This window comes from Streptomyces spororaveus (genome assembly GCF_016755875.1).
Classification (GTDB): domain Bacteria; phylum Actinomycetota; class Actinomycetes; order Streptomycetales; family Streptomycetaceae; genus Streptomyces; species Streptomyces spororaveus.
The window spans coordinates 2,843,570-2,863,096 of sequence record NZ_BNED01000005.1 but is presented as its reverse complement, the minus strand read 5'-3'; the positions used below and the strand labels follow the sequence as shown (position 1 = coordinate 2,863,096).

Below are 19,527 nucleotides of genomic sequence, written 5' to 3'. Positions count from 1 at the left end.
GAATGCCGATGACCGAGCAGGCCACCGGGGCCCACCATCCGCAGCCGCGGCCCCGTTCCGGCGGACAGCAGTCCGCCGCAGTTGAGCACGTCACGGGTGCGCAGTCCCTCATCCGCTCTCTCGAAGAGGTGGGGTGCGACACCGTCTTCGGTATTCCGGGCGGCGCCATCCTCCCCGCGTACGACCCGATGATGGACTCGAAGAAGGTCCGTCACATCCTGGTCCGCCACGAGCAGGGGGCCGGTCACGCCGCGACCGGTTACGCGCAGGCCACCGGCAAGGTCGGCGTCTGTATGGCCACGTCCGGCCCGGGCGCCACCAACCTCGTCACCCCGATCGCCGACGCGCACATGGACTCCGTCCCGCTGGTCGCGATCACCGGTCAGGTCTCCTCCAAGGCGATCGGCACCGACGCCTTCCAGGAGGCGGACATCGTCGGCATCACGATGCCGATCACCAAGCACAACTTCCTGGTCACCAAGGCCGAGGACATCCCGCGGACGATCGCCGAGGCCTTCCACATCGCGGCCACCGGCCGTCCCGGCCCGGTCCTGGTCGACATTGCCAAGGACGCCCTGCAGGCGAAGACCACCTTCTCGTGGCCGCCCACCCAGGACCTCCCCGGTTACCGGCCGGTCACCAAGCCGCACGCCAAGCAGATCCGTGAGGCCGCCAAGCTCATCTGCCAGGCCAAGCGCCCGGTCCTGTACGTCGGCGGCGGCGTCATGAAGTCCGGCGCGACCGCCGAGCTGAAGGTCCTCGCCGAGCTGACCGGCGTCCCGGTCTGCACCACCCTGATGGCGCTGGGCTCCTTCCCCGACAGCCACCCGCTGCACGTCGGCATGCCGGGCATGCACGGCTCCGTCACGGGCGTCACCGCGCTGCAGAAGTCGGACCTGCTGATCGCGCTCGGCACCCGCTTCGACGACCGCGTCACCGGCAAGCTCGACAGCTTCGCACCCTTCGCCAAGATCATCCACGCGGACATCGACCCCGCCGAGATCGGCAAGAACCGCGCGGTCGACGTCCCGATCGTCGGAGACGCCCGCGAGGTCATCGCCGACCTGATCCAGGCCGTCCAGGCCGAGCACACCGAGGGCAACGCCGGCGACTACACCGCCTGGTGGAACGACCTCAGCCGCTGGCGCGACACCTACCCGCTGGGCTACGACCTGCCCACCGACGGCAGCCTCTCGCCCCAGCAGGTCATCGAGCGGATCGGCGCGCTCGCCCCGAAGAGCACGATCTTCGCGGCCGGCGTCGGCCAGCACCAGATGTGGGCCTCGCACTTCGTCAAGTACGAGGAGCCCCGCACCTGGCTGAACTCCGGCGGTGCCGGAACCATGGGCTACGCGGTCCCGGCCGCGATGGGCGCCAAGGTCGGCATGCCCGAGCGCACGGTCTGGGCGATCGACGGCGACGGCTGCTTCCAGATGACCAATCAGGAACTGGTCACCTGCGCCCTGAACAACATCCCGATCAAGGTCGCGATCATCAACAACGGTGCGCTGGGCATGGTCCGCCAGTGGCAGACCCTGTTCTACAACCAGCGCTACTCCAACACCGTTCTGCACGCCGACGAGACCGGTCACGACACGGTCGGCTCCCAGCTCGGCGAGTCCCTCGCGCCCCGCAAGGGCACGCGCGTCCCGGACTTCGTCAAGCTGGCTGAGGCCATGGGCTGCGTGGCGCTGCGCTGCGAGGACCCGGCCGACCTCGACAAGGTCATCGCCGAGGCCAACGCGATCAACGACCGTACCGTCGTCATCGACTTCATCGTCCACGAGGACGCCATGGTGTGGCCGATGGTCGCCGCCGGCACCTCCAACGACGAGGTCATGGCAGCCCGGGGCGTCCGTCCCGACTTCGGCGACAACGAAGACGACTGAGCCGAGAGAGCCCGAGAGAGAGAACGCCCCACATGTCCAAGCACACGCTCTCCGTCCTGGTCGAGAACACGCCCGGCATCCTCGCCCGGATCGCCGCCCTGTTCTCCCGCCGCGGGTTCAACATCGACTCCCTCGCGGTCGGCGTCACCGAACACCCCGACATCTCCCGCATCACCATCGTCGTCAACGTCGAGGACCTCCCGCTGGAGCAGGTGACCAAGCAGCTGAACAAGCTGGTCAACGTCCTCAAGATCGTCGAGCTGGAGCCGCACAACGCCATCGAGCGCGAGCTCGTCCTGGTGAAGGTCCGCGCCGACAACGAGACCCGTTCGCAGATCGTCGAGATCGTCCAGCTCTTCCGCGCCAAGACGGTCGACGTCTCCCCGGAGGCCGTCACCATCGAGGCCACCGGCGGTACCGACAAGCTCGGCGCGATGCTCAAGATGCTGGAGCCCTTCGGCATCAAGGAGCTCGTCCAGTCCGGCACGATCGCCATAGGGCGTGGCGGACGGTCCATCACGGACCGCAGCCTGCGCGCGCTCGACCGCAGCGCCTGACCCGCCCGGCCCGGCCCGGCGGACACGTCGGCCGGGCAGGACACGCCCTGCTCGCATAGCGAGACCGAGAAACTCAGATTCCGTTCCCCGCCGTACGGTGGGAGCAACACCAGCGCACCAAGGAGATATCCCAGTGGCCGAGCTGTTCTACGAGAACGACGCCGACCTGTCCATCATCCAGGGCCGCAAGGTCGCGGTCATCGGTTACGGCAGCCAGGGCCACGCCCACGCGCTGTCGCTCCGTGACTCCGGCGTCGACGTCGTCGTCGGTCTGAAGGAGGGCTCGAAGTCCAAGGCCAAGGCCGAGGAGCAGGGTCTGAAGGTCGTCCCCGTGGCCGAGGCCGCCGCCTGGGCGAACGTCATCATGATCCTCACCCCGGACCCGCTGCAGGCCGAGATCTACGAGGAGTCCATCAAGGAGCACCTCCAGGAGGGCGACGCGCTCTTCTTCGGCCACGGCTTCAACGTCCGCTACGGCTTCATCAAGCCCCCGGCCAACGTGGACGTCGCCCTCGTCGCCCCCAAGGGCCCGGGCCACCTGGTCCGCCGTCAGTACGAGGAGGGCCGCGGCGTTCCGTGCATCGCCGCCGTCGAGCAGGACTTCTCGGGCAACGCCTTCGCGCTCGCGCTCTCGTACGCGGCCGGCATCGGCGGCACCCGTGCCGGCGTCATCAAGACCACCTTCACCGAGGAGACCGAGACCGACCTGTTCGGTGAGCAGGCCGTCCTCTGCGGTGGCGCCTCCGCCCTGGTCAAGGCCGGTTTCGAGACCCTGACCGAGGCCGGCTACCAGCCGGAGATCGCCTACTTCGAGTGCCTGCACGAGCTGAAGCTCATCGTCGACCTCATGTACGAGGGCGGCCTGGAGAAGATGCGCTGGTCGGTCTCCGAGACCGCCGAGTGGGGCGACTACATCACCGGCCCGCGCGTCATCACCGACGCCACCAAGGCCGAGATGAAGAAGGTCCTCGCGGAGATCCAGAGCGGCGAGTTCGCCAACACCTGGATGGCCGAGTACAAGGCCGGTCTGCCGAAGTACAACGAGTACAAGAAGGCCGACGAGGAGCACCTGCTGGAGACCACCGGCAAGAAGCTCCGCAAGCTGATGAGCTGGGTCGACAGCGACGAGAGCTGATCGTGTGGCGGCGGGGCCGGGACACCTGGAGTCCCGGCCCCGCCGCGCATCACCGGACGGGGGACACCGCACCGGAATCCGGTCTTCAGGGGCACGGCTTGTCCACCCCGGCCAACCACGGACGGGTGATCCTTCCGTACAGGCGGAAATCCGGCCCGTCGGCGCCACTACACTGCTGAACACATACGCGTCAGGCCCACAGTGTCGTGCGTCTTCCACGCGGCTACCCCCTCCACCGCCTGCGGCCGTCGGGACGGCCGTCCGCACTGGACTTGTGAGGATGACCCACGTGAGCTCGAAACCTGTCGTACTCATCGCCGAAGAGCTGTCGCCCGCCACCGTCGAGGCGCTGGGCCCGGACTTCGAGATCCGGCACTGCAACGGCGCGGACCGCGCCGAGCTGCTGCCCGCGATCGTCGACGTCGACGCGATCCTCGTCCGCTCCGCCACCAAGGTCGACGCCGAGGCCATCGCCGCGGCCAAGAAGCTGCGGGTCGTCGCGCGCGCCGGTGTCGGTCTGGACAACGTGGACGTCTCCGCCGCCACGAAGGCCGGCGTGATGGTCGTCAACGCGCCGACCTCGAACATCGTGACCGCGGCCGAGCTGGCCTGCGGCCTGCTCGTCGCCACCGCCCGCAACATTCCGCAGGCCAACACCGCCCTGAAGAACGGCGAGTGGAAGCGGAACAAGTACACGGGCGTCGAGCTCAGCGAGAAGACCCTCGGCGTCGTCGGCCTCGGCCGCATCGGCGTGCTGGTCGCCCAGCGCATGTCGGCCTTCGGCATGAAGGTCGTCGCGTACGACCCCTACGTACAGCCCGCGCGCGCCGCCCAGATGGGCGTCAAGATGCTGGCGCTGGACGAGCTCCTGGAGGTCGCCGACTTCATCACCGTGCACCTGCCCAAGACTCCCGAGACCCTCGGTCTCATCGGGGACGAGGCCCTGCACAAGGTGAAGCCGTCGGTCCGTATCGTCAACGCCGCCCGCGGCGGGATCGTCGACGAGGCCGCGCTGTACACGGCCATCAAGGAGGGCCGCGTCGCCGGCGCCGGCCTCGACGTGTACGCGAAGGAGCCCTGCACGGACTCCCCGCTCTTCGAACTCGACCAGGTCGTCTGCACCCCGCACCTCGGCGCGTCCACGGACGAGGCCCAGGAGAAGGCCGGTGTCTCGGTCGCCAAGTCGGTGCGCCTCGCGCTCGCCGGTGAGCTCGTGCCGGACGCGGTCAACGTCCAGGGCGGTGTCATCGCCGAGGACGTCCGTCCGGGCCTGCCGCTCGCGGAGAAGCTCGGCCGCATCTTCACCGCCCTCGCGGGCGAGGTCGCGGTCCGCCTCGACGTCGAGGTCTGCGGCGAGATCACCCAGCACGACGTCAAGGTGCTGGAACTCTCCGCCCTCAAGGGTGTCTTCGAGGACGTCGTCGACGAGACGGTCTCCTACGTCAACGCCCCGCTGTTCGCGCAGGAGCGCGGCGTCGAGGTCCGTCTGACGACCAGCTCGGAGTCCCCGGACCACCGCAACGTGGTGACCGTGCGCGGCACCCTGTCGGACGGTCAGGAGGTCTCGGTCTCCGGCACGCTCGCGGGCCCGAAGCACCTCCAGAAGATCGTCGGCGTCGGCGAGTACGACGTGGACCTGTCGCTCGCCGACCACATGGTCGTCCTGCGCTACACCGACCGCCCCGGCGTGGTCGGCACCGTCGGCCGCGTCCTCGGCGAGGGCGGCCTGAACATCGCGGGCATGCAGGTGGCCCGTGCGGAGGCGCACGGCGAGGCGCTCGCCGTCCTCACCGTCGACGCCGCGGTCCCGGCGAACGTCCTCGCGGACATCGCCGCCGAGATCGGCGCCGTCTCGGCGCGCACGGTCAGCCTCGCCTGAGCCCGTCCGGGTAGTGGCGTGAACGAAGGGCCCGGGGGAGACCCCCGGGCCCTTTCGCGTTCCGTCGGCCGCCTGCCGCGGCGGGCCATTCAGTTGTACGTCGCCTCCTGGACCGGGATCCGGGAAGCGTCGGCGGGCTCCGCCGCGGGCGGGGCGGGTGCTTCGATCCCGCGCATCAGAGCCGCGGCGAGCACGGCCGCCCCGAGCAGCAGCGCCGTACCGCCCCAGGCCGCGTACTGCATCCCGTGGACGAAGGCCTCCCGGGCCAGGGCCAGCACCTGCTCCCCGGCGGGCCCGCCGATGTGGTGGGCGGTGGCGACGGCCCCGCCCAGGGTCTCCCGGACCGCGGGTTCGGCGCCGGCCAGGTCGTCGCGGTAGACCGCGGTGCCCAGGCTGCCGAGGACGGCCATGCCCAGCGCGCCGCCGAACTCCGCCCCGGTCTCGAGCAGTGAGGCCGCCGAACCGGCCTTCTCGGCGGGCGCCGAGGCGAGCGCCATGTCGGAGACCAGGGACATCACGGAGACGATGCCCGAGGCCAGCACCCCGGCGCCGGCCAGGACCAGCCACAGCGAGTCGGCGCCCGCCAGGCTCAGCAGGGCGAAGCCGACGGCGCCGAGGACGAACCCGCCGGCGATGACGTAGGCCCGGTCCGTCTTCTGGGCCATGGCAGCGGAGGCCGGGGCCGCGGCGCCGATGACGACCGAGGGGGCCAGGCTCCACAGGGCGGCTTCCAGGGTGCCCATCCCGAGCACCGACTGGAGGTACTGGGTGGTGAAGTAGGCCGAGCCCATCATGGCGAAGGCGGCGACGGAGTTCAGCCCGATGCCCGCCCCGAAGCCGCGGCCCCGGAACAGCGCCCGGCTCACCATGGCGTCGTCACGGGTGCGCTGGCGGCGGACGAAGACGTATCCGAAGGCGAGACCGGCCGCGAGGCAGCCCAGGTAGAGGGGTTCGAAGCCCTCGGCGGCGATCTCCTTGAGCCCGTAGACGACCGGCAGTACGGCGGCCATGGACAGCGGGACGCTCGCGAGGTCGAAGCGGCCGGGGGCGGGGTCCTTGAACTCGGGGACCAGGACCGGGACCAGGATCAGCAGGAGCAGCATCGCGGGCACGTTGATGAGGAAGACGGAGCCCCAGTAGAAGTGGTTGAGCATCACCCCGCTGAGCACCGAGCCGAGGGCGATGCCGCCGGTCATGGCGCCGGACCAGATGGCGATGGCCTGACCGCGCTGCTTGTCGTCCTGGAAGAGGTTCCGTACGAGGGCCAGCGTGGAGGGCATCAGGGTCGCGCCGCCGATGCCGAGCAGGACACGGCAGGCGATGAGCATCTCGGCGCTGGTGGCGTAGCCGGCCCCGATCGAGGCGAGGCCGAAGGCGGTCGCGCCGATCAGCAGCAGCTTGCGGCGGCCGATCCGGTCGCCGAGCGAGCCCATCGTGATGAGCAGGCCGGCGAGGGCGAAGCCGTAGCTGTCGAAGATCCAGAGCTGCTGGGTGGAGCTCGGGTCCAGCTGGTCGGTGATGGCCGGGATGGCGAAGTAGAGGACGGAGACGTCCATCGAGACCAGGAGCAGGGGCAGCAGGAGGACGGTGAAGGCGGTCCATTCACGGCGGCCGGCACGTCGCGCTGTGGCAGCGGGAGTTGTCATGAGCAGAAACATACAGACGTATTAAACGCTTGTCTATGACGGATGTGTAGAACTGTTGTCTGGGACGCTTGTCTTGCTACCGTGTGGCCATGGGACATCGCGAAGATCTGCTTGAAGGCGCCAAGAAGTGCCTGGTCGAGAAGGGGTTCGTGCGCACGACCGCGCGCGACATCGTCAGTGCCTCGGGGACCAACCTGGCCTCCATCGGCTACCACTACGGTTCCAAGGACGCCCTCCTGACCGAGGCGTTCATCGGCCTCATCGAGGAGTGGGGTGCGGTCTTCCAGGACGGACTCGACGGCCAGGGCGGCTCGATGGAGCGCTTCCGCGCCCTGTGGGAGGGAGTGCTGGCCCAGCACGAGAAGTCGGGGCCGATCTGGGCGGCCAGCCTGGAGGTGGCGCTCGGCCGGGACGAGAAGCCGGAGTTGCGGGCGATGCTCGCCGCCTCCCAGGCGGAGGGACGCCGGGGGCTGATCGCGATGCTCACCGACACCCCGGAGGACCAGCTCGACGAGCGGGACGTCCGCACCCTGGGCGGCTTCTACCAGGCGCTGCTGCACGGCCTGATGATCCAGTGGCTCTTCGACCCGGAGTCGGCGTCCACCGCCGAGGAGTTCACCGAGGGCATGCGCCGCGCGGCCGAGGCGATGACCCGGCCCGCGGGCACCCCCTAGGCCAGGCGGGAGGCCTTCAGGGCCATGTGGAGCAGCAGCCGGTCCTCGCCCTCGTCCAGGTCCAGGCCGGTCAACTGCTCCACCCGGCCCAGCCGGTAGTAGAGGGTCTGACGGTGGATGCCCAGGGCGGCCGCCGCGCGGCCCGCCTGGCCCGCGCAGTCCAGGAAGACCTCGGCGGTACGGGCGAGTTCGCGGTGGGCCGGGGTCAGCAGCGTGCGGGCCGCGGGGTCGTCCACCGGATCGGCGGTGAGTGCCGTCAGCAGCCGGTACGGGCCGATCGCCGACCACTGGGCGACAGGGCCGAAGCGGGGCTGGGCCGCGGCCGCCCGGGCGGAGGCGACGGCCTGCTCCCAGGCGGCGGGCAGGTCCGCGAGTCCGCGTACGGGGTCGGCGACGCCGGCGGTCACCCGGTGCGCGGTGGCCGCGGTGGCGCTCGTGGACCCGGCGCCTCCGCCCGACCCTGCGCTCCCGCCGCCCGCTCCGGTTTTCCCTCCGCCCGACCCGGCGTTCCCGCCGCCCGTGCCCGTCGTCTGCGCCGCGCGCGGCAGCAGCCGCGTCACCGCCGCCAGGGCCGGAGCCAGGGCGTCCGTCGAGCGCAGCCGGAGCAGTACGGCCAGAGCCGGTTCACCCGCGGGCTCCGACCCCGGCCCCGGCCCCGATCCCGCGCCGGGTCCGGCCGGGCCGCCCGGCTCGCCCCCGCCCCGCCGCGGTACGACGCACACCGCCGCCGCGCCCGGCACCGACGCCGGAGCCTCCCCGGGCCACGGCGCCACGCAGACCGCCGCGTGCAGTCCGTCCCCGCCCGGGCCGAGAGCCGCCCGCAGCGCGGCCACCGCCATGTCCTGCTGCCAGCCCCGGCCGGCCGTGAGCACCGCCAGGAACTCCCGCGACAGGTCGGCCCCGGCCTTGGCCTCCTCGGCGAGCAGCACCCCGATGCGCTGGGCCACCTCCATGGCCGCGTCCAGCGCCGCCGGCTCGGGCCCGGGCTTGCCGGGCTCCTGGTCCAGCAGCCACACGTAGCCCTGCACGATGCCCCGGTACCGCACCGGCAGGCAGATCCGCCCGCGGAACACTCCGGCGTCGGGCGCCGCCGGGATCCGCACGGGCCCGGTGGCGCGGGCGATGCCGAAGCCCTCGAACCAGGACCGGACGGCCGCCGTCGACTGCCGGGTCAGGATCGAGCGGGTCCGTACCGGGTCCATCGCGAGATCGTCATCGCTGTCGTGCGCGCCGAAGGCGATCAGCCGGAAGTCCCGGTTCTCCAGGGTCGCCGGGGCGCCGAGCAGCGCGGAGATCTCGTCCACCAGGTCCTGGTAATCGCCCTTCACGCGGATATTCTCCCACCTCGGCGCGGACCCTTCAGACAGATGTATGAGATCCGGGACACGGATGCGTGACAGCTGTCGATGGCAGAGGATCAAAGCGATCCTTAGGTTTCACGGTGGTTTTACTTGCGCTTTTCTTCTGCCACCCGTTGGAGGTGCCCCCGTGCTGGGTCCCGTGATCCTCGCCGCTTCGCGCAGCGACAAGATGCGTCGTATCGTCTCCGCCGCCCCGGTGACCAAGCCCGTGGTGAATCGGTTCATCCCCGGCGAGACCGTCGATCAGGTCATCCCGATCGTCGAGGAGCTCACGCGCAACGGTCTTGAGGTCACCCTCGACGTCGTGGGCGAGGACATCACCGAGGTGGCGCAGTCCCACGCCGCCCGGGACGCCTACCTCCAGCTCATCGAGCGCCTCGCGGAGCTCGGTCTCGGCGAGAAGGCCGAGATGTCCGTCAAGCTGTCGATGTTCGGCCAGGCCCTGGAGGGCGGCCACGAGCTCGCCCTCGCCAACGTCCGCCCGGTCGTCGAGGCCGCGGCCGCCATCGGCACCACCGTGACCCTCGACGCCGAGGACCACACCACCCTCGACTCGATGTTCGCCATCCACGAGGAGCTGCGCCGGGACTTCCCGCAGACCGGCTGCGTGATCCAGGCGTACCTCTTCCGCACGGAGGCCGACGCCCGCCGCCTGGCCGCCGCCGGCAGTCGCGTCCGCATCGTCAAGGGCGCCTACAAGGAGCCCGCCGAGGTCGCGTACCTGGACAAGGCGGAGATCGACAAGGCGTACGTCCGGATCCTGAAGATCCTGATGGACGGCGAGGGCTACCCGATGATCGGGTCGCACGACCCGCGCCTGATCGCCATCGGCCAGGAGCTCGCCCGCAAGGCCGGGCGCAAGCTGGACGAGTACGAGTTCCAGATGCTGTACGGCATCCGCAGCGAGGAGCACCTGCGGCTCGCCGCCGAGGGCCACCGGATGCGTGTGTACACCGCGTACGGGACGGACTGGTACGGCTACTTCATGCGCCGCCTCGCGGAGAAGCCGGCCAACCTGCTCTTCTTCGTCCGCTCGATGATCACCAAGAACTAGGCACCCCACTAGCTCAAGGAGTTACCAGCCCCATGGATGCTGTGACCCAGGTCCCCGCGCCGGTCAACGAGCCGGTCCACTCGTACGCCCCCGGTACCCCGGAGCGCACGCGGCTCGAAGCGCAGCTCAAGCTGCTGTCCGAGAACCCGATCGAACTTCCGATGACGATCAACGGCGTCAAGCGGATGGGCGGCGGTGAGCGCTTCGACGTGGTCCAGCCGCACGACCACCAGTCGGTGCTCGGCACCTACGCCAACGCCACCGAGGCCGACGCGCAGGAGGCGATCGACGCCGCCCTGGCCGCCGCCCCGGCCTGGCGTTCGATGTCCTTCGACGACCGCGCCGCGATCATCCTGCGCGCCGCCGAGCTGCTGTCCGGCCCGTGGCGCGAGAAGCTCGCCGCCTCCACCATGCTGGGCCAGTCGAAGACCGCGCAGCAGGCCGAGATCGACACCCCGTGCGAGCTCGTCGACTTCTGGCGCTTCAACGTCCACTTCGCCCGCCAGATCCTGGCCGAGCAGCCGGTCGCGAACTCCGCCGGCGTGTGGAACCGCAGCGACCACCGCCCGCTCGAGGGCTTCGTCTACGCGATCACGCCGTTCAACTTCACGGCCATCGCCGGCAACCTGCCGACCGCCCCCGCCCTCATGGGCAACGTGGTCCTGTGGAAGCCGTCCCCGACGCAGACCCACTCCGCGATCCTCCTCATGGAGCTCCTGGAGGAGGCCGGCCTGCCCAAGGGCGTCATCAACCTGGTGACCGGCGACGGCATCGCCGTCTCCGAGGTGGCCCTGAACCACCCCGAGCTGGCCGGCATCCACTTCACCGGCTCGACCAAGACCTTCCAGTACCTGTGGAAGACGGTCGGCAACAACATCGAGAAGTACAAGTCCTACCCGCGCCTGGTCGGCGAGACCGGCGGCAAGGACTTCGTCGTCGCGCACCCGTCCGCGGACCGCGCCGTCCTGAAGACCGCCCTGACCCGCGGTTCCTTCGAGTTCCAGGGCCAGAAGTGCTCGGCGTCCTCGCGCGCCTACGTCCCGGCCTCGATCTGGAACGACGGCTTCAAGGAGGCCTTCGCGGCCGAGGTCGACGGCATCACCATGGGTGACGTCCGCGACCTGACCAACTTCATCGGCGCCGTCATCGACGAGCGCTCGTTCGCGAAGAACAAGGCCGCGATCGACCGCGCCATCGCCGACCCGACCTGCGAGATCATCGCCGGTGGCACCTACGACGACTCGGAGGGCTACTTCGTCCGCCCGACCGTCATCGCGTGCACCGACCCGGAGAACGAGGTCTTCACGACCGAGTACTTCGGCCCGATCCTCGCCATGCACGTCTACGAGGACGCCGACTTCGACGCGATGCTCGCGCAGATGGAGTCCGTCTCGGCGTACGCCCTGACCGGCTCGATCATCGCCGCCGACCGCTACGCGGCCGCGGACGCGATGGAGAAGCTCCGCTTCGCGGCGGGCAACTTCTACATCAACGACAAGTCCACCGGCGCCGTCGTCGGCCAGCAGCCCTTCGGCGGCGGCCGCGCCTCGGGTACCAACGACAAGGCGGGCGCCGCGAGCAACCTGCAGCGCTGGACCTCGACCCGCTCCATCAAGGAGACCCTGGTCGCGCCGACCGAGTACGGCTACCCCCACATGGGCTGACCTCCGCCCCCTGCTGAACCCCGCCCCCGCTCCGGTACCCCCAAGTCCGGAGCGGGGGCGGTATCCATTTCCCCCCTCGGCAACTCCTGCTAGCCTGGACACAGTTGTCGTGTACGGCGACACGCTCCAGCACCCGGGCCCGGCTTCCCGGGGGAGCGCAGGGCTCTGACGAGTTCCCGTACGGGGTGGGATGTTTGCCAGGAGATACGAGACCTCTACGCGTCCGTGCCGGGACGACGCCCGGGGAGACGTATGTCCAGGCGCACCGACAACCGCCATCGCGTGGCGACCATCTGCCGTGAGGCCACCGGCCTGCCGCACCACACCTGCCTCGGCTGGGCCGAAGCCGGCCTGATCACCCGCCACCAACCGGTCCCGGAGCCCGAGGACGAAGCGCAGCGCGCTCTCGAATCGCTTCTGGTGGCCGAGCTCGCCGACGGGCTCCGGGAAGGTGAGCGCCGAGACGGGGCGCTGCTGGGCTTCACATCCGCCCGGCCGACTCGCACCGGTCTGACACTCGTCCTGCATCCGGCGATGGCTGACCGGGTCCTGTCCACGGTGCTGCCGCGCATCGACGAGCACTATGGCGGATTGCGCGGGGTGCCGGGGCTGCGCATCGTCCCGATGGGCGGCAACGTGGTGCTGAATCAGTTGCAGGGGCGGGCAACGGTGGCGCTGGTGCACCCCGACCCGGACTGGCGCCCGCTGCTGCCGGAGCACGGCGACGGACTGACGCAACTGTGGCGGCGCAACCGTCACCGCCTGCACCCCGCCGAGGTGGCGGAGCTCAGGGGGCGCGCCGGTTCGGGGGGCGATCCCGGATCGGTGCTGGCGCAGGACTGGCTGAACAGCAGGCTGCTGCGGCGCCCAGGACTACTGGTCGCTGCTGGGGTCGTGCACGGATCGGCGAACGTCTACACCCACGGCGGCGAGGACGTAGTCGTCGAGTGGTGCTGCGGCGTGGACCGGGACGAACTCGAACGGCGGCTGCGGCGCAGTGGTCTGGCGGAGCGGCCGGACCGGATCACCGAGCGGCTGCGGGACCGACCGTGGTTCCCCGGTGAGATCGCGATGGGCGGAGCCTTCGTCACCCTGCGGCGCGGGCCCTGCTACGCGCCGTACGCCACGGCACGGAGGGCCCACTGATGCTGACCGCGGCGATCGTGACGGCGGCCGTGCTCGGAGTCGCCAAGGTGGTCCGCGACTGGCTGATCCTGCGGCACGTGCGGGCCGCCATGGACGCCGGCACTCCGCAGGACCGGGTGCGGATCGGGATGCGGCTCGCCGAGGCCCTCGGCGGAGGGCAACCCGCCGCGGCTCCGGGGCAGGCTCCGGAGCCGCCGGGCGGCGAGGTGGTCACACCTCGACCATGACCTGGCCGAGGGACTTGCGGACCAGGTCCGGGACCTCGCAGTCGTCCGCCGGGTAGCCCACCGGGATGACGGCGAAGGCCTTCTCGTTCTCCGGGCGCTCCAGGACGTGGCTGAGGAAACGCATGGGGCTCGGGGTGTGGACCAGCGCCGCCAGGCCGGACAGGTGGAGGGCGGACAGGAGCATGCCGACCGCGATGCCGACCGACTCGTCCACGTAGTAGTGCTTGCGCTTCGTCCCGTCCGGACCGAGCCAGTAGCGCTGCTGGAAGACCACGATCAGCGCCGGGGCGTCCGTGAGGTGGGTCTTCACGGCGTCCGTGCCGATGGGGCGCAGGGCGGCGAGCCATTCGTCGCCCAGCCGGCCGTCGTAGGACAGCTGCTCCTCCTGCTCGGCGGCCGCGCGGATCTGCTGCCGCACGGCCGGGTCCTTCACCAGGACGAAGGTCCACGGCTGCTGGTGTGCCCCGGAGGGCGCGGTCGCGGCGCAGGCGATCGCGTCCCGGACCACCTGCTCCGGTACGGGGTCGGGGGAGAAGTGGCGTACGGTCCGCCGCTCGTCCATCCGGGCCCGCAACTCGGCGGCCCGCGTCAGGGATTCGTGCTGGGGCATCCGCGCGGGCCGGTAGGCGGCGGGACGGTACGGCTGGCCGTGGATCGGGGTCCACCGCTGGGTATCGGGCGACATGGGGCGAGTGTGCCGAGGCAATGGTCCAGACCGCTAGAGCCGCTTCGGCCGATGGCGGCCGGTGTACGGCGTTCGGCGTCCGCAATGCGGTCCCGGTCCTTGGTACGTTCGCAGGATGAGCGACTGGGACGCGGAGGCCGTACGGGCACGGTTGCGCGCGAAGACCTTCCGGTACGAGCTGAGGCCGCCGCTCCCGGAGGCGGAGGTCCGGGCCTTCGAGGCGGAGCACGGCATCCGGCTGCCCGAGGAGTACCGGACGTTCGTCACGACGGTCGGCGACGGCCCCGCGGGCCCCGAGCACGGACTGATGCCGCTGATCACCCCGCGCCCCGAGGCCGACGACGACTGGGCGGTGGACGACGAGTGGCGGGACGACCGCCGCCCGGGCCGGCTGGCAGCACCCTGCCCGATCCGCAAGCCCCGTCCGTTCGACGACAGCCGCCGGTTCGACGAGGCCGAGGGCTTGACCCTGGGCACGCTCATGCTGGCCGAACAGGGCTGCGGCACGTATGCGAGGTTGATCCTCAACGGGCCGCTGGCCGGTCAAGTCTGGCACCTGGAGCAGGATTTCGGCTGCCACACGCCCGAGAGCACGGACTTCCGCACCTGGTACACCGACTGGCTGGAGCAGTGATGGACACGCTGACCGCGCACACCTCGCAACTGACCGCCGACGAGCTCGGGGCGATCAGGTCCCTCCTCGACGACGCCTTCGAAGGGGACTTCGCCGACGAGGACTTCGAGCACGCGCTCGGCGGGATGCACGTCGTGATCGGGGTCGACGGCCGGATCGTCGCCCACGGCAGCGTCGTGCAGCGGCGGGTCGTGCACCGCGGACGGGCCCTGCGCACCGGATACGTCGAGGCGGTGGCCGTACGGGCCGACCTGCGGCGCCAGGGCCTCGGCGGGCAGGTGATGGCCCGGCTGGAGGAGGTCGTCGCGGGGGCCTACGAGCTCGGCGCGCTCTCGGCGTCCGAGGCGGGGGCCGGGCTCTACCTCGCCCGCGGCTGGTCGGTGTGGCCGGGCCAGCTGGGGGCGCTCTCCCCGGAGGGTCCGGTGCGGCTGCCCGAGGAGGAGGGCTCCACCTACGTGTGGGCACCGCCCGGCGGCGTCCGGCTGGACCCCGCCGCGCCGCTCGACTTCGACTGGCGCGACGGGGACGTGCTCTGAGGGCACCCCCAGGCCGTTTCCTTCGCATCACCTCGCTGACCAGATGAAGAGGGCGAGTCTTGTCGTACGAGTGGCGAGACTTCGCTCTGCTGTTCGGTGATCCGTGGCGGCTGGTGAAGACGGACGACTTTCATCCGAGTTCTCTCCACGGCATCGGCCGATCACATAAAGTGATCCCCTGTTCGCTACGGGTACGTGCAGGGGCAAGGGGGCGGCCGGGTGCTGGAGTTGCAGCTCCGCGTGGAGGACTTCGACGGGCCGAGGTCCTGGAGGTGGGTGCTCAGCCGGGAAGGCGAGTTCCTGGCCGATCACCAGGTGGTCATACCCGAACCCTGCTGGGAGTTCGATGCCCTGCAGGACCTGCACGGCCATTTGCAGTGGTCGGGCGTGCCGGACATCTCCGCCGACGGTGAGAGCGAGATCCTGACCCAGGTCGGGCATTGGGCGTACACATACGCCCTGGGAGCCGTGGGGCAGGCGCTCATCGCCCAGTCGGTCCCGCTCACCGTACGGCTCATCACCTCGGCGCAGACACGTCACCTTGCCCTCTGGCCGTGGGAACTGGCCGTCGCCGACAGCCGCACCCTCGCCTCACGAGACATCCGCTTCGTCGTCGATCTCGACCTCCAGACACCGGCGCGGCCGCGGGCGGAAGCCGGACAGGCACTGCGGGTACTCGGCCTGTTCAGCCTTCCCGACGACGCGAGCCCGCTCAACCTCCGCCGGGAGAGGGTCGCGCTGATGACCCTCTTCCAGGAGGTGAGCGCCGTGCACAGGAAGGCGATCGACCTGCGGATCCTTCAGTACGGCGTGACACGGAAGCGGTTGCGGGACGTCGTCAACGACGGACAGGGCTGGGACGTCCTCCATGTCTCCGCCCATGGATCGACGGCCGGCCTCCTGCTCGAACGGGAGGACGGTTCACCGGACCTGGTCACCAACGAGGACCTGCAGATCCTCCTCGGCCCCCTGGCCACGCGGGTGAAGTTCGCCATGGTCTCCTCGTGCTCGTCGGGTGCCTCGGAATCCGACGCCTTCGCCGCGCGCGTGGACGAACTCCGACCGGTCCACAGGAACACCAGGTCCCCGTCGGACCGGACCTCACCGTCACCGTCGCTGGCGGCGGCACTGGCCGCACAACTGGGCTGCTGGGTGCTCGGCATGCGCTACCCGGTCGACGACCGGTTCGCGATCGAACTGTCCCACCGCGTCTACAACCGCCTGATCGGCGATGCCGCTCAATCACCGCCGCAGGCACTGGCCTTCGCCCTGTCCGAAGGGCACGAGCAGTCCGGAAGGCCGACACTGGCGGAGATGACGCCGATCCTGTTCGGGCGGCACGGCGCGGACCTGAGGCTGACCGCCCCCGCCCTCACCGGTCCGCCACTCGGCGCGGACCGCTCCAGACAGCAGGCCTTCCTGCCCTCTCCGCCGGCGGAGTTCGTGGGCCGTGCCGGACTGCTGACCGCCGCGAGCAAGGCGCTCGCGCCCCGCAGCGGTGCGTCAGGAGTCATGCTCCACGGCATGCCGCGGGTGGGTAAGAGCGCTTGCGCGCTCGAACTCGCGCACACCCACGCCGACAGGTTCGCGGCGGTCGTATGGCACGAGGTGCGTGACGACGAGCACGTGGGCACCGCCCTGCAACGCTTCGCCCGCGAGTTCCGGGAGCAGCTCGAGGACGCCGGCCTCACACCGATCGCCACCTTCGACGACCCGCGCACCCTGGACGACCCGGACCTGCTCGCCAGGTCCTTGCGTCTGCTGTCGATTTTCCTGACCAACAACCGGGTCCTCGTCGTACTGGACAACGCGACCCCTCTGCTCACCGGACAGGGGCGGTGGCGGGATCACCGGTGGGGCAGGCTCGTCGACGCGGTGACCGGCCACTCCGGTCTGTCCAGGCTGGTCATGACGACTTCGTGTGCCGTCCCCGGGCTGGACGACCGGGTGACGCGTCTGCCTGTCGTGCCGCTTTCGACCCGCGAAGCCGCGCTCCTGGCCAGGTCGCTGCCGGACATGTCGGCGCTCTTCCGCGCGGGATCGAGGTCCCGAGAGACCATGCGCAGCCTCCTTCGAGCGTGTGGGGGCCACCCAGGACTGCTGCTCGACGCTTCCCGCGACGTCCTCCTCGACGCCGGCCCGCCCGGCGGCTTCCGCCACGCCGAACCGAATGACGACCACCTCGCCATCACCCACTGGACCGGCACAGTGACCAGGCAACTGCCGGAACCCGAGCAGCTGCTGGGGGCTCTGCAGTGCGACCTGGAGGAGAACGACCGCATCCCCTGGGTTCTCCACGATGCCTGGCCGAAGCTGTGGCAGCACCTCAACCGGCCGGGCACCCCACCACCCTGGCAAAGCCTGCTGCGCAGTCTCGAGGCACGGGCGCTGCTGACCGTCGAACGCGCGACGGAACAGAACACTTTCGAAGTCGAGCTTCCACCCATTCCGGGCTCCGCCGACAGCCCCGGAACCGCCTTCACCATGACGGGTCAGGCCACGGTTGAGATCTACCCCGGTCTCGTCGTCGGCGTCCACGAGGAGGACGAGGGCGTTCTCTGCATCCGCATTCATCCCACCGTGGCAGAAGCCGTGCGCGCCATGGCCGAACCGGAGTTCCCACCGGCCGTCTCCGGATGCCTCGCCGAACTCTGGATGCGCATGATGAGCGCGGAAGCCCTGAACTACCCGGACCGCGAACTGACGATCATGGAGGCTGCGGCTGCTCGCCATGCCGTCCCGTACGCCGCGCGGCTAGGCACCTGGAGTCAGGTCCACCAGCTCCTCGAAGTGCTCTTCTCCCGGGACGCGTCGCCGGAGACGGTACGCAGCGTGCTGCCTTGGCTGCGCCAGGGCGCCGAGGAGGCGGACGCCGCTCCTGTCCGTTCCTTCTGCCGGCAGTGGATCGCCCAGGTGTCAGGGACCTCGCCCGCCCCGGCAGAAAACGACCCCGACCCGTCCGTCACCCCGGGAGAGCCGGCCCCGAGCACTCAACAGCCGCAGACGGCATCCGGGACCTGGCTGGATGAGCTGCAGGAAGCCTACGAGCAGGGCGACTTCCACCGGGTGCTGGGCGATCTGAAGCACCTGCGCGGCCAGTCGGTCCTGACGCCCACGGCCGGCAGCTCCCCCCGCGAGCGGGACATGCGGCGACTGATCGAGTCCGCCCTCGAGACCGGCTTCCATGCCGCGTTGGGCCTGCGTGAATGGCAGCAGGCCCTCGACCTCAACAACGAACTCCTCAACCTGCTGCGCCAGAGGATGGCGGTCAAAACCGAATCCGTCCGGGTCGAATTCCACAGCCACGCCCCACTGATGGCGCTGGGCCGCTTCGACGACGCCCGAGAGCTGCTTCTGCGGGTGCGCCGGGCAGCCGAACAAGGGCTCGATCCGAAGCTGCTGGGGATGGTCATGGGTTCGCAGGCCAGTCTCGAGCACCTGCAGGGCCACGTCGAGGTGGCTGTCCGCCTGCAGCGAGAAGCCCTCCGCCACTCCACCGAAGCGGGTGATCTCCATGATCTCGCCATCGGCCACCTCAACCTGGGCAACTTCGACATCGCCGCCGAAGAGCCCTTGCAAGCGTTGTGCAATCACCTGATCGGAGCCGTCATCGAGTGCGTGCTCGGCGGTGTCGGCGCCTCCGATTCCGTGGCGAACCAGCTGGCCGACAACCTGTACAGGGGACGCGTCCTGGCCTGCCCCCTCGACTGGCCGGACGTGCACCGGACCGCGTACGAGCACATCGGCATCCCTCTCGAACAGAGCCTTCCCGGCCTCTTCACCACAGAGGACCCCCTCTTGCCGCAGCGAACGCTGGACGACCTCCTGCGGCGTGCCTGGCATCAGCTCAATCTCCGCCTCGCCCCTCATCTCGCAGCCTGGGACCCAGTGCTGTCAGCGGTCAATGCCGCGATCGCCGGCGACGACACCGCCCGCCGGCAGGCTCACCTCGCGCTGGACGACCTCCGAGAATTTCCGGAGTGGAGCCCGCTGGTCCGCATCATGCGTGGCGCGCTCGAGAACAGAGCCGACGTGCCCGACCACAACCTCGAACCCCTCCACCATGTGATCGTCTTCCGGTTGCTCGACATGCCGACGACCGACGTCGGCATCCCGCCCACATTGTGGGTACTCCAGTCGATACGGCACCTCCTCTCCAGGGTGGTGGCCGCCGCGAACGGCGACGCGGGGGCGGCGGCCGAACTTCCCCAGTCCCTGGATGCGTTGGCGGCCCGCGGCGGCGGTGAGCTGGGCACACTCGCCGGGGTCCTGCGCCGGCTCGCCTCCGGAGATGCGGCCGCGCAGGTGACGCCCGGGCTCGACTCCTTCATGGAGAGCGTCGTCCGCTGGATCGACACCCACATCGACCCGACGGGCCCGCTCCCTACGACAACTCCGAACTGACCGCTCTTCCATGATGACTAGGTTCTGTCTCTTTGG

Annotated in this window: 15 protein-coding genes; 12 read left to right on the top strand and 3 right to left on the bottom strand. The window is 70.2% G+C overall.

Translation table 11 applies throughout. From position 1 onward, the window contains the following. Positions 1-2 precede the first annotated feature (2 nt). The 4 genes from Sspor_RS14965 (at position 3) to serA (ending at position 5,460) form a co-directional block, all read left to right on the top strand. Positions 3-1,889, top strand: coding sequence for an acetolactate synthase large subunit (locus Sspor_RS14965; protein ID WP_202199587.1), 1,887 nt, complete (start codon positions 3-5; stop codon positions 1,887-1,889). A gap of 32 nt (positions 1,890-1,921) precedes the next feature. Next, positions 1,922-2,446 (top strand): acetolactate synthase small subunit, encoded by a 525-nt coding sequence (gene ilvN, locus Sspor_RS14960; RefSeq protein WP_069922074.1) that lies wholly within the window; start codon positions 1,922-1,924, stop codon positions 2,444-2,446. A gap of 133 nt (positions 2,447-2,579) precedes the next feature. Then, entirely contained in the window at positions 2,580-3,581 is a 1,002-nt protein-coding gene (gene ilvC, locus Sspor_RS14955) for a ketol-acid reductoisomerase (protein ID WP_202199586.1), read from the top strand. A 289-nt stretch (positions 3,582-3,870) separates the two neighbouring features. Beyond that, entirely contained in the window at positions 3,871-5,460 is a 1,590-nt protein-coding gene (serA, locus tag Sspor_RS14950) for a phosphoglycerate dehydrogenase (RefSeq protein WP_202199585.1), read from the top strand. Positions 5,461-5,549: 89 nt separating this feature from the next. Here the strand turns inward: serA and Sspor_RS14945 are convergent, their stop codons facing one another. After that, the gene (locus Sspor_RS14945) at positions 5,550-7,106 is read right to left on the bottom strand and encodes an MFS transporter (protein ID WP_202199584.1); all 1,557 of its coding nucleotides are present in this window, start codon (positions 7,104-7,106) and stop codon (positions 5,550-5,552) included. An 89-nt stretch (positions 7,107-7,195) separates the two neighbouring features. On the opposite strand from Sspor_RS14945, the gene Sspor_RS14940 reads away from it, so the two are divergent. Then, positions 7,196-7,780 (top strand): TetR/AcrR family transcriptional regulator, encoded by a 585-nt coding sequence (locus Sspor_RS14940; protein ID WP_202199583.1) that lies wholly within the window; start codon positions 7,196-7,198, stop codon positions 7,778-7,780. Here the strand turns inward: Sspor_RS14940 and Sspor_RS14935 are convergent. After that, positions 7,777-9,108: a PucR family transcriptional regulator gene (locus Sspor_RS14935; protein WP_202199582.1), complete on the bottom strand. Its 1,332-nt coding sequence runs from the start codon at positions 9,106-9,108 to the stop codon at positions 7,777-7,779. The genes Sspor_RS14940 and Sspor_RS14935 overlap by 4 nt on opposite strands. 160 nt (positions 9,109-9,268) lie before the next feature. Between Sspor_RS14935 and Sspor_RS14930 the strand changes: the two genes are divergently transcribed. The 4 genes from Sspor_RS14930 (at position 9,269) to Sspor_RS14915 (ending at position 13,232) form a co-directional block, all read left to right on the top strand. Then, the gene (locus tag Sspor_RS14930; protein ID WP_202199581.1) at positions 9,269-10,195 is read left to right on the top strand and encodes a proline dehydrogenase family protein; all 927 of its coding nucleotides are present in this window, start codon (positions 9,269-9,271) and stop codon (positions 10,193-10,195) included. 32 nt (positions 10,196-10,227) lie between these two features. Further along, complete coding sequence (pruA, locus tag Sspor_RS14925) at positions 10,228-11,859, top strand: L-glutamate gamma-semialdehyde dehydrogenase (RefSeq protein ID WP_202199580.1); 1,632 nt, start codon at positions 10,228-10,230, stop codon at positions 11,857-11,859. A 252-nt stretch (positions 11,860-12,111) separates the two neighbouring features. After that, positions 12,112-13,005 (top strand): hypothetical protein, encoded by an 894-nt coding sequence (locus Sspor_RS14920; protein WP_202199579.1) that lies wholly within the window; start codon positions 12,112-12,114, stop codon positions 13,003-13,005. Beyond that, positions 13,005-13,232 carry a hypothetical protein gene (locus Sspor_RS14915; RefSeq protein WP_202199578.1) on the top strand — a complete coding sequence of 76 codons (228 nt, stop codon included), beginning with the start codon at positions 13,005-13,007 and terminating at the stop codon, positions 13,230-13,232. Before Sspor_RS14920 ends, Sspor_RS14915 begins: the two co-directional genes overlap by 1 nt. Here Sspor_RS14915 and Sspor_RS14910 read toward each other — a convergent pair. After that, positions 13,216-13,917 carry a nitroreductase family protein gene (locus tag Sspor_RS14910; RefSeq protein WP_202199577.1) on the bottom strand — a complete coding sequence of 234 codons (702 nt, stop codon included), beginning with the start codon at positions 13,915-13,917 and terminating at the stop codon, positions 13,216-13,218. The genes Sspor_RS14915 and Sspor_RS14910 overlap by 17 nt on opposite strands. Positions 13,918-14,032: 115 nt before the next feature. Here Sspor_RS14910 and Sspor_RS14905 point away from each other — a divergent pair, with 115 nt between their 5' ends. The 3 genes from Sspor_RS14905 to Sspor_RS14895 all read left to right on the top strand — a co-directional run bounded on the left by Sspor_RS14905 (position 14,033) and on the right by Sspor_RS14895 (position 19,491). Further along, complete coding sequence (locus Sspor_RS14905; RefSeq protein ID WP_202199576.1) at positions 14,033-14,551, top strand: SMI1/KNR4 family protein; 519 nt, start codon at positions 14,033-14,035, stop codon at positions 14,549-14,551. After that, positions 14,551-15,087: a GNAT family N-acetyltransferase gene (locus tag Sspor_RS14900; protein WP_202199575.1), complete on the top strand. Its 537-nt coding sequence runs from the start codon at positions 14,551-14,553 to the stop codon at positions 15,085-15,087. The genes Sspor_RS14905 and Sspor_RS14900 overlap by 1 nt, the downstream gene beginning before the upstream one ends. Positions 15,088-15,306: 219 nt before the next feature. After that, positions 15,307-19,491 (top strand): CHAT domain-containing protein, encoded by a 4,185-nt coding sequence (locus Sspor_RS14895; RefSeq protein WP_202199574.1) that lies wholly within the window; start codon positions 15,307-15,309, stop codon positions 19,489-19,491. The last annotated feature ends 36 nt before the right edge of the window (positions 19,492-19,527 follow it).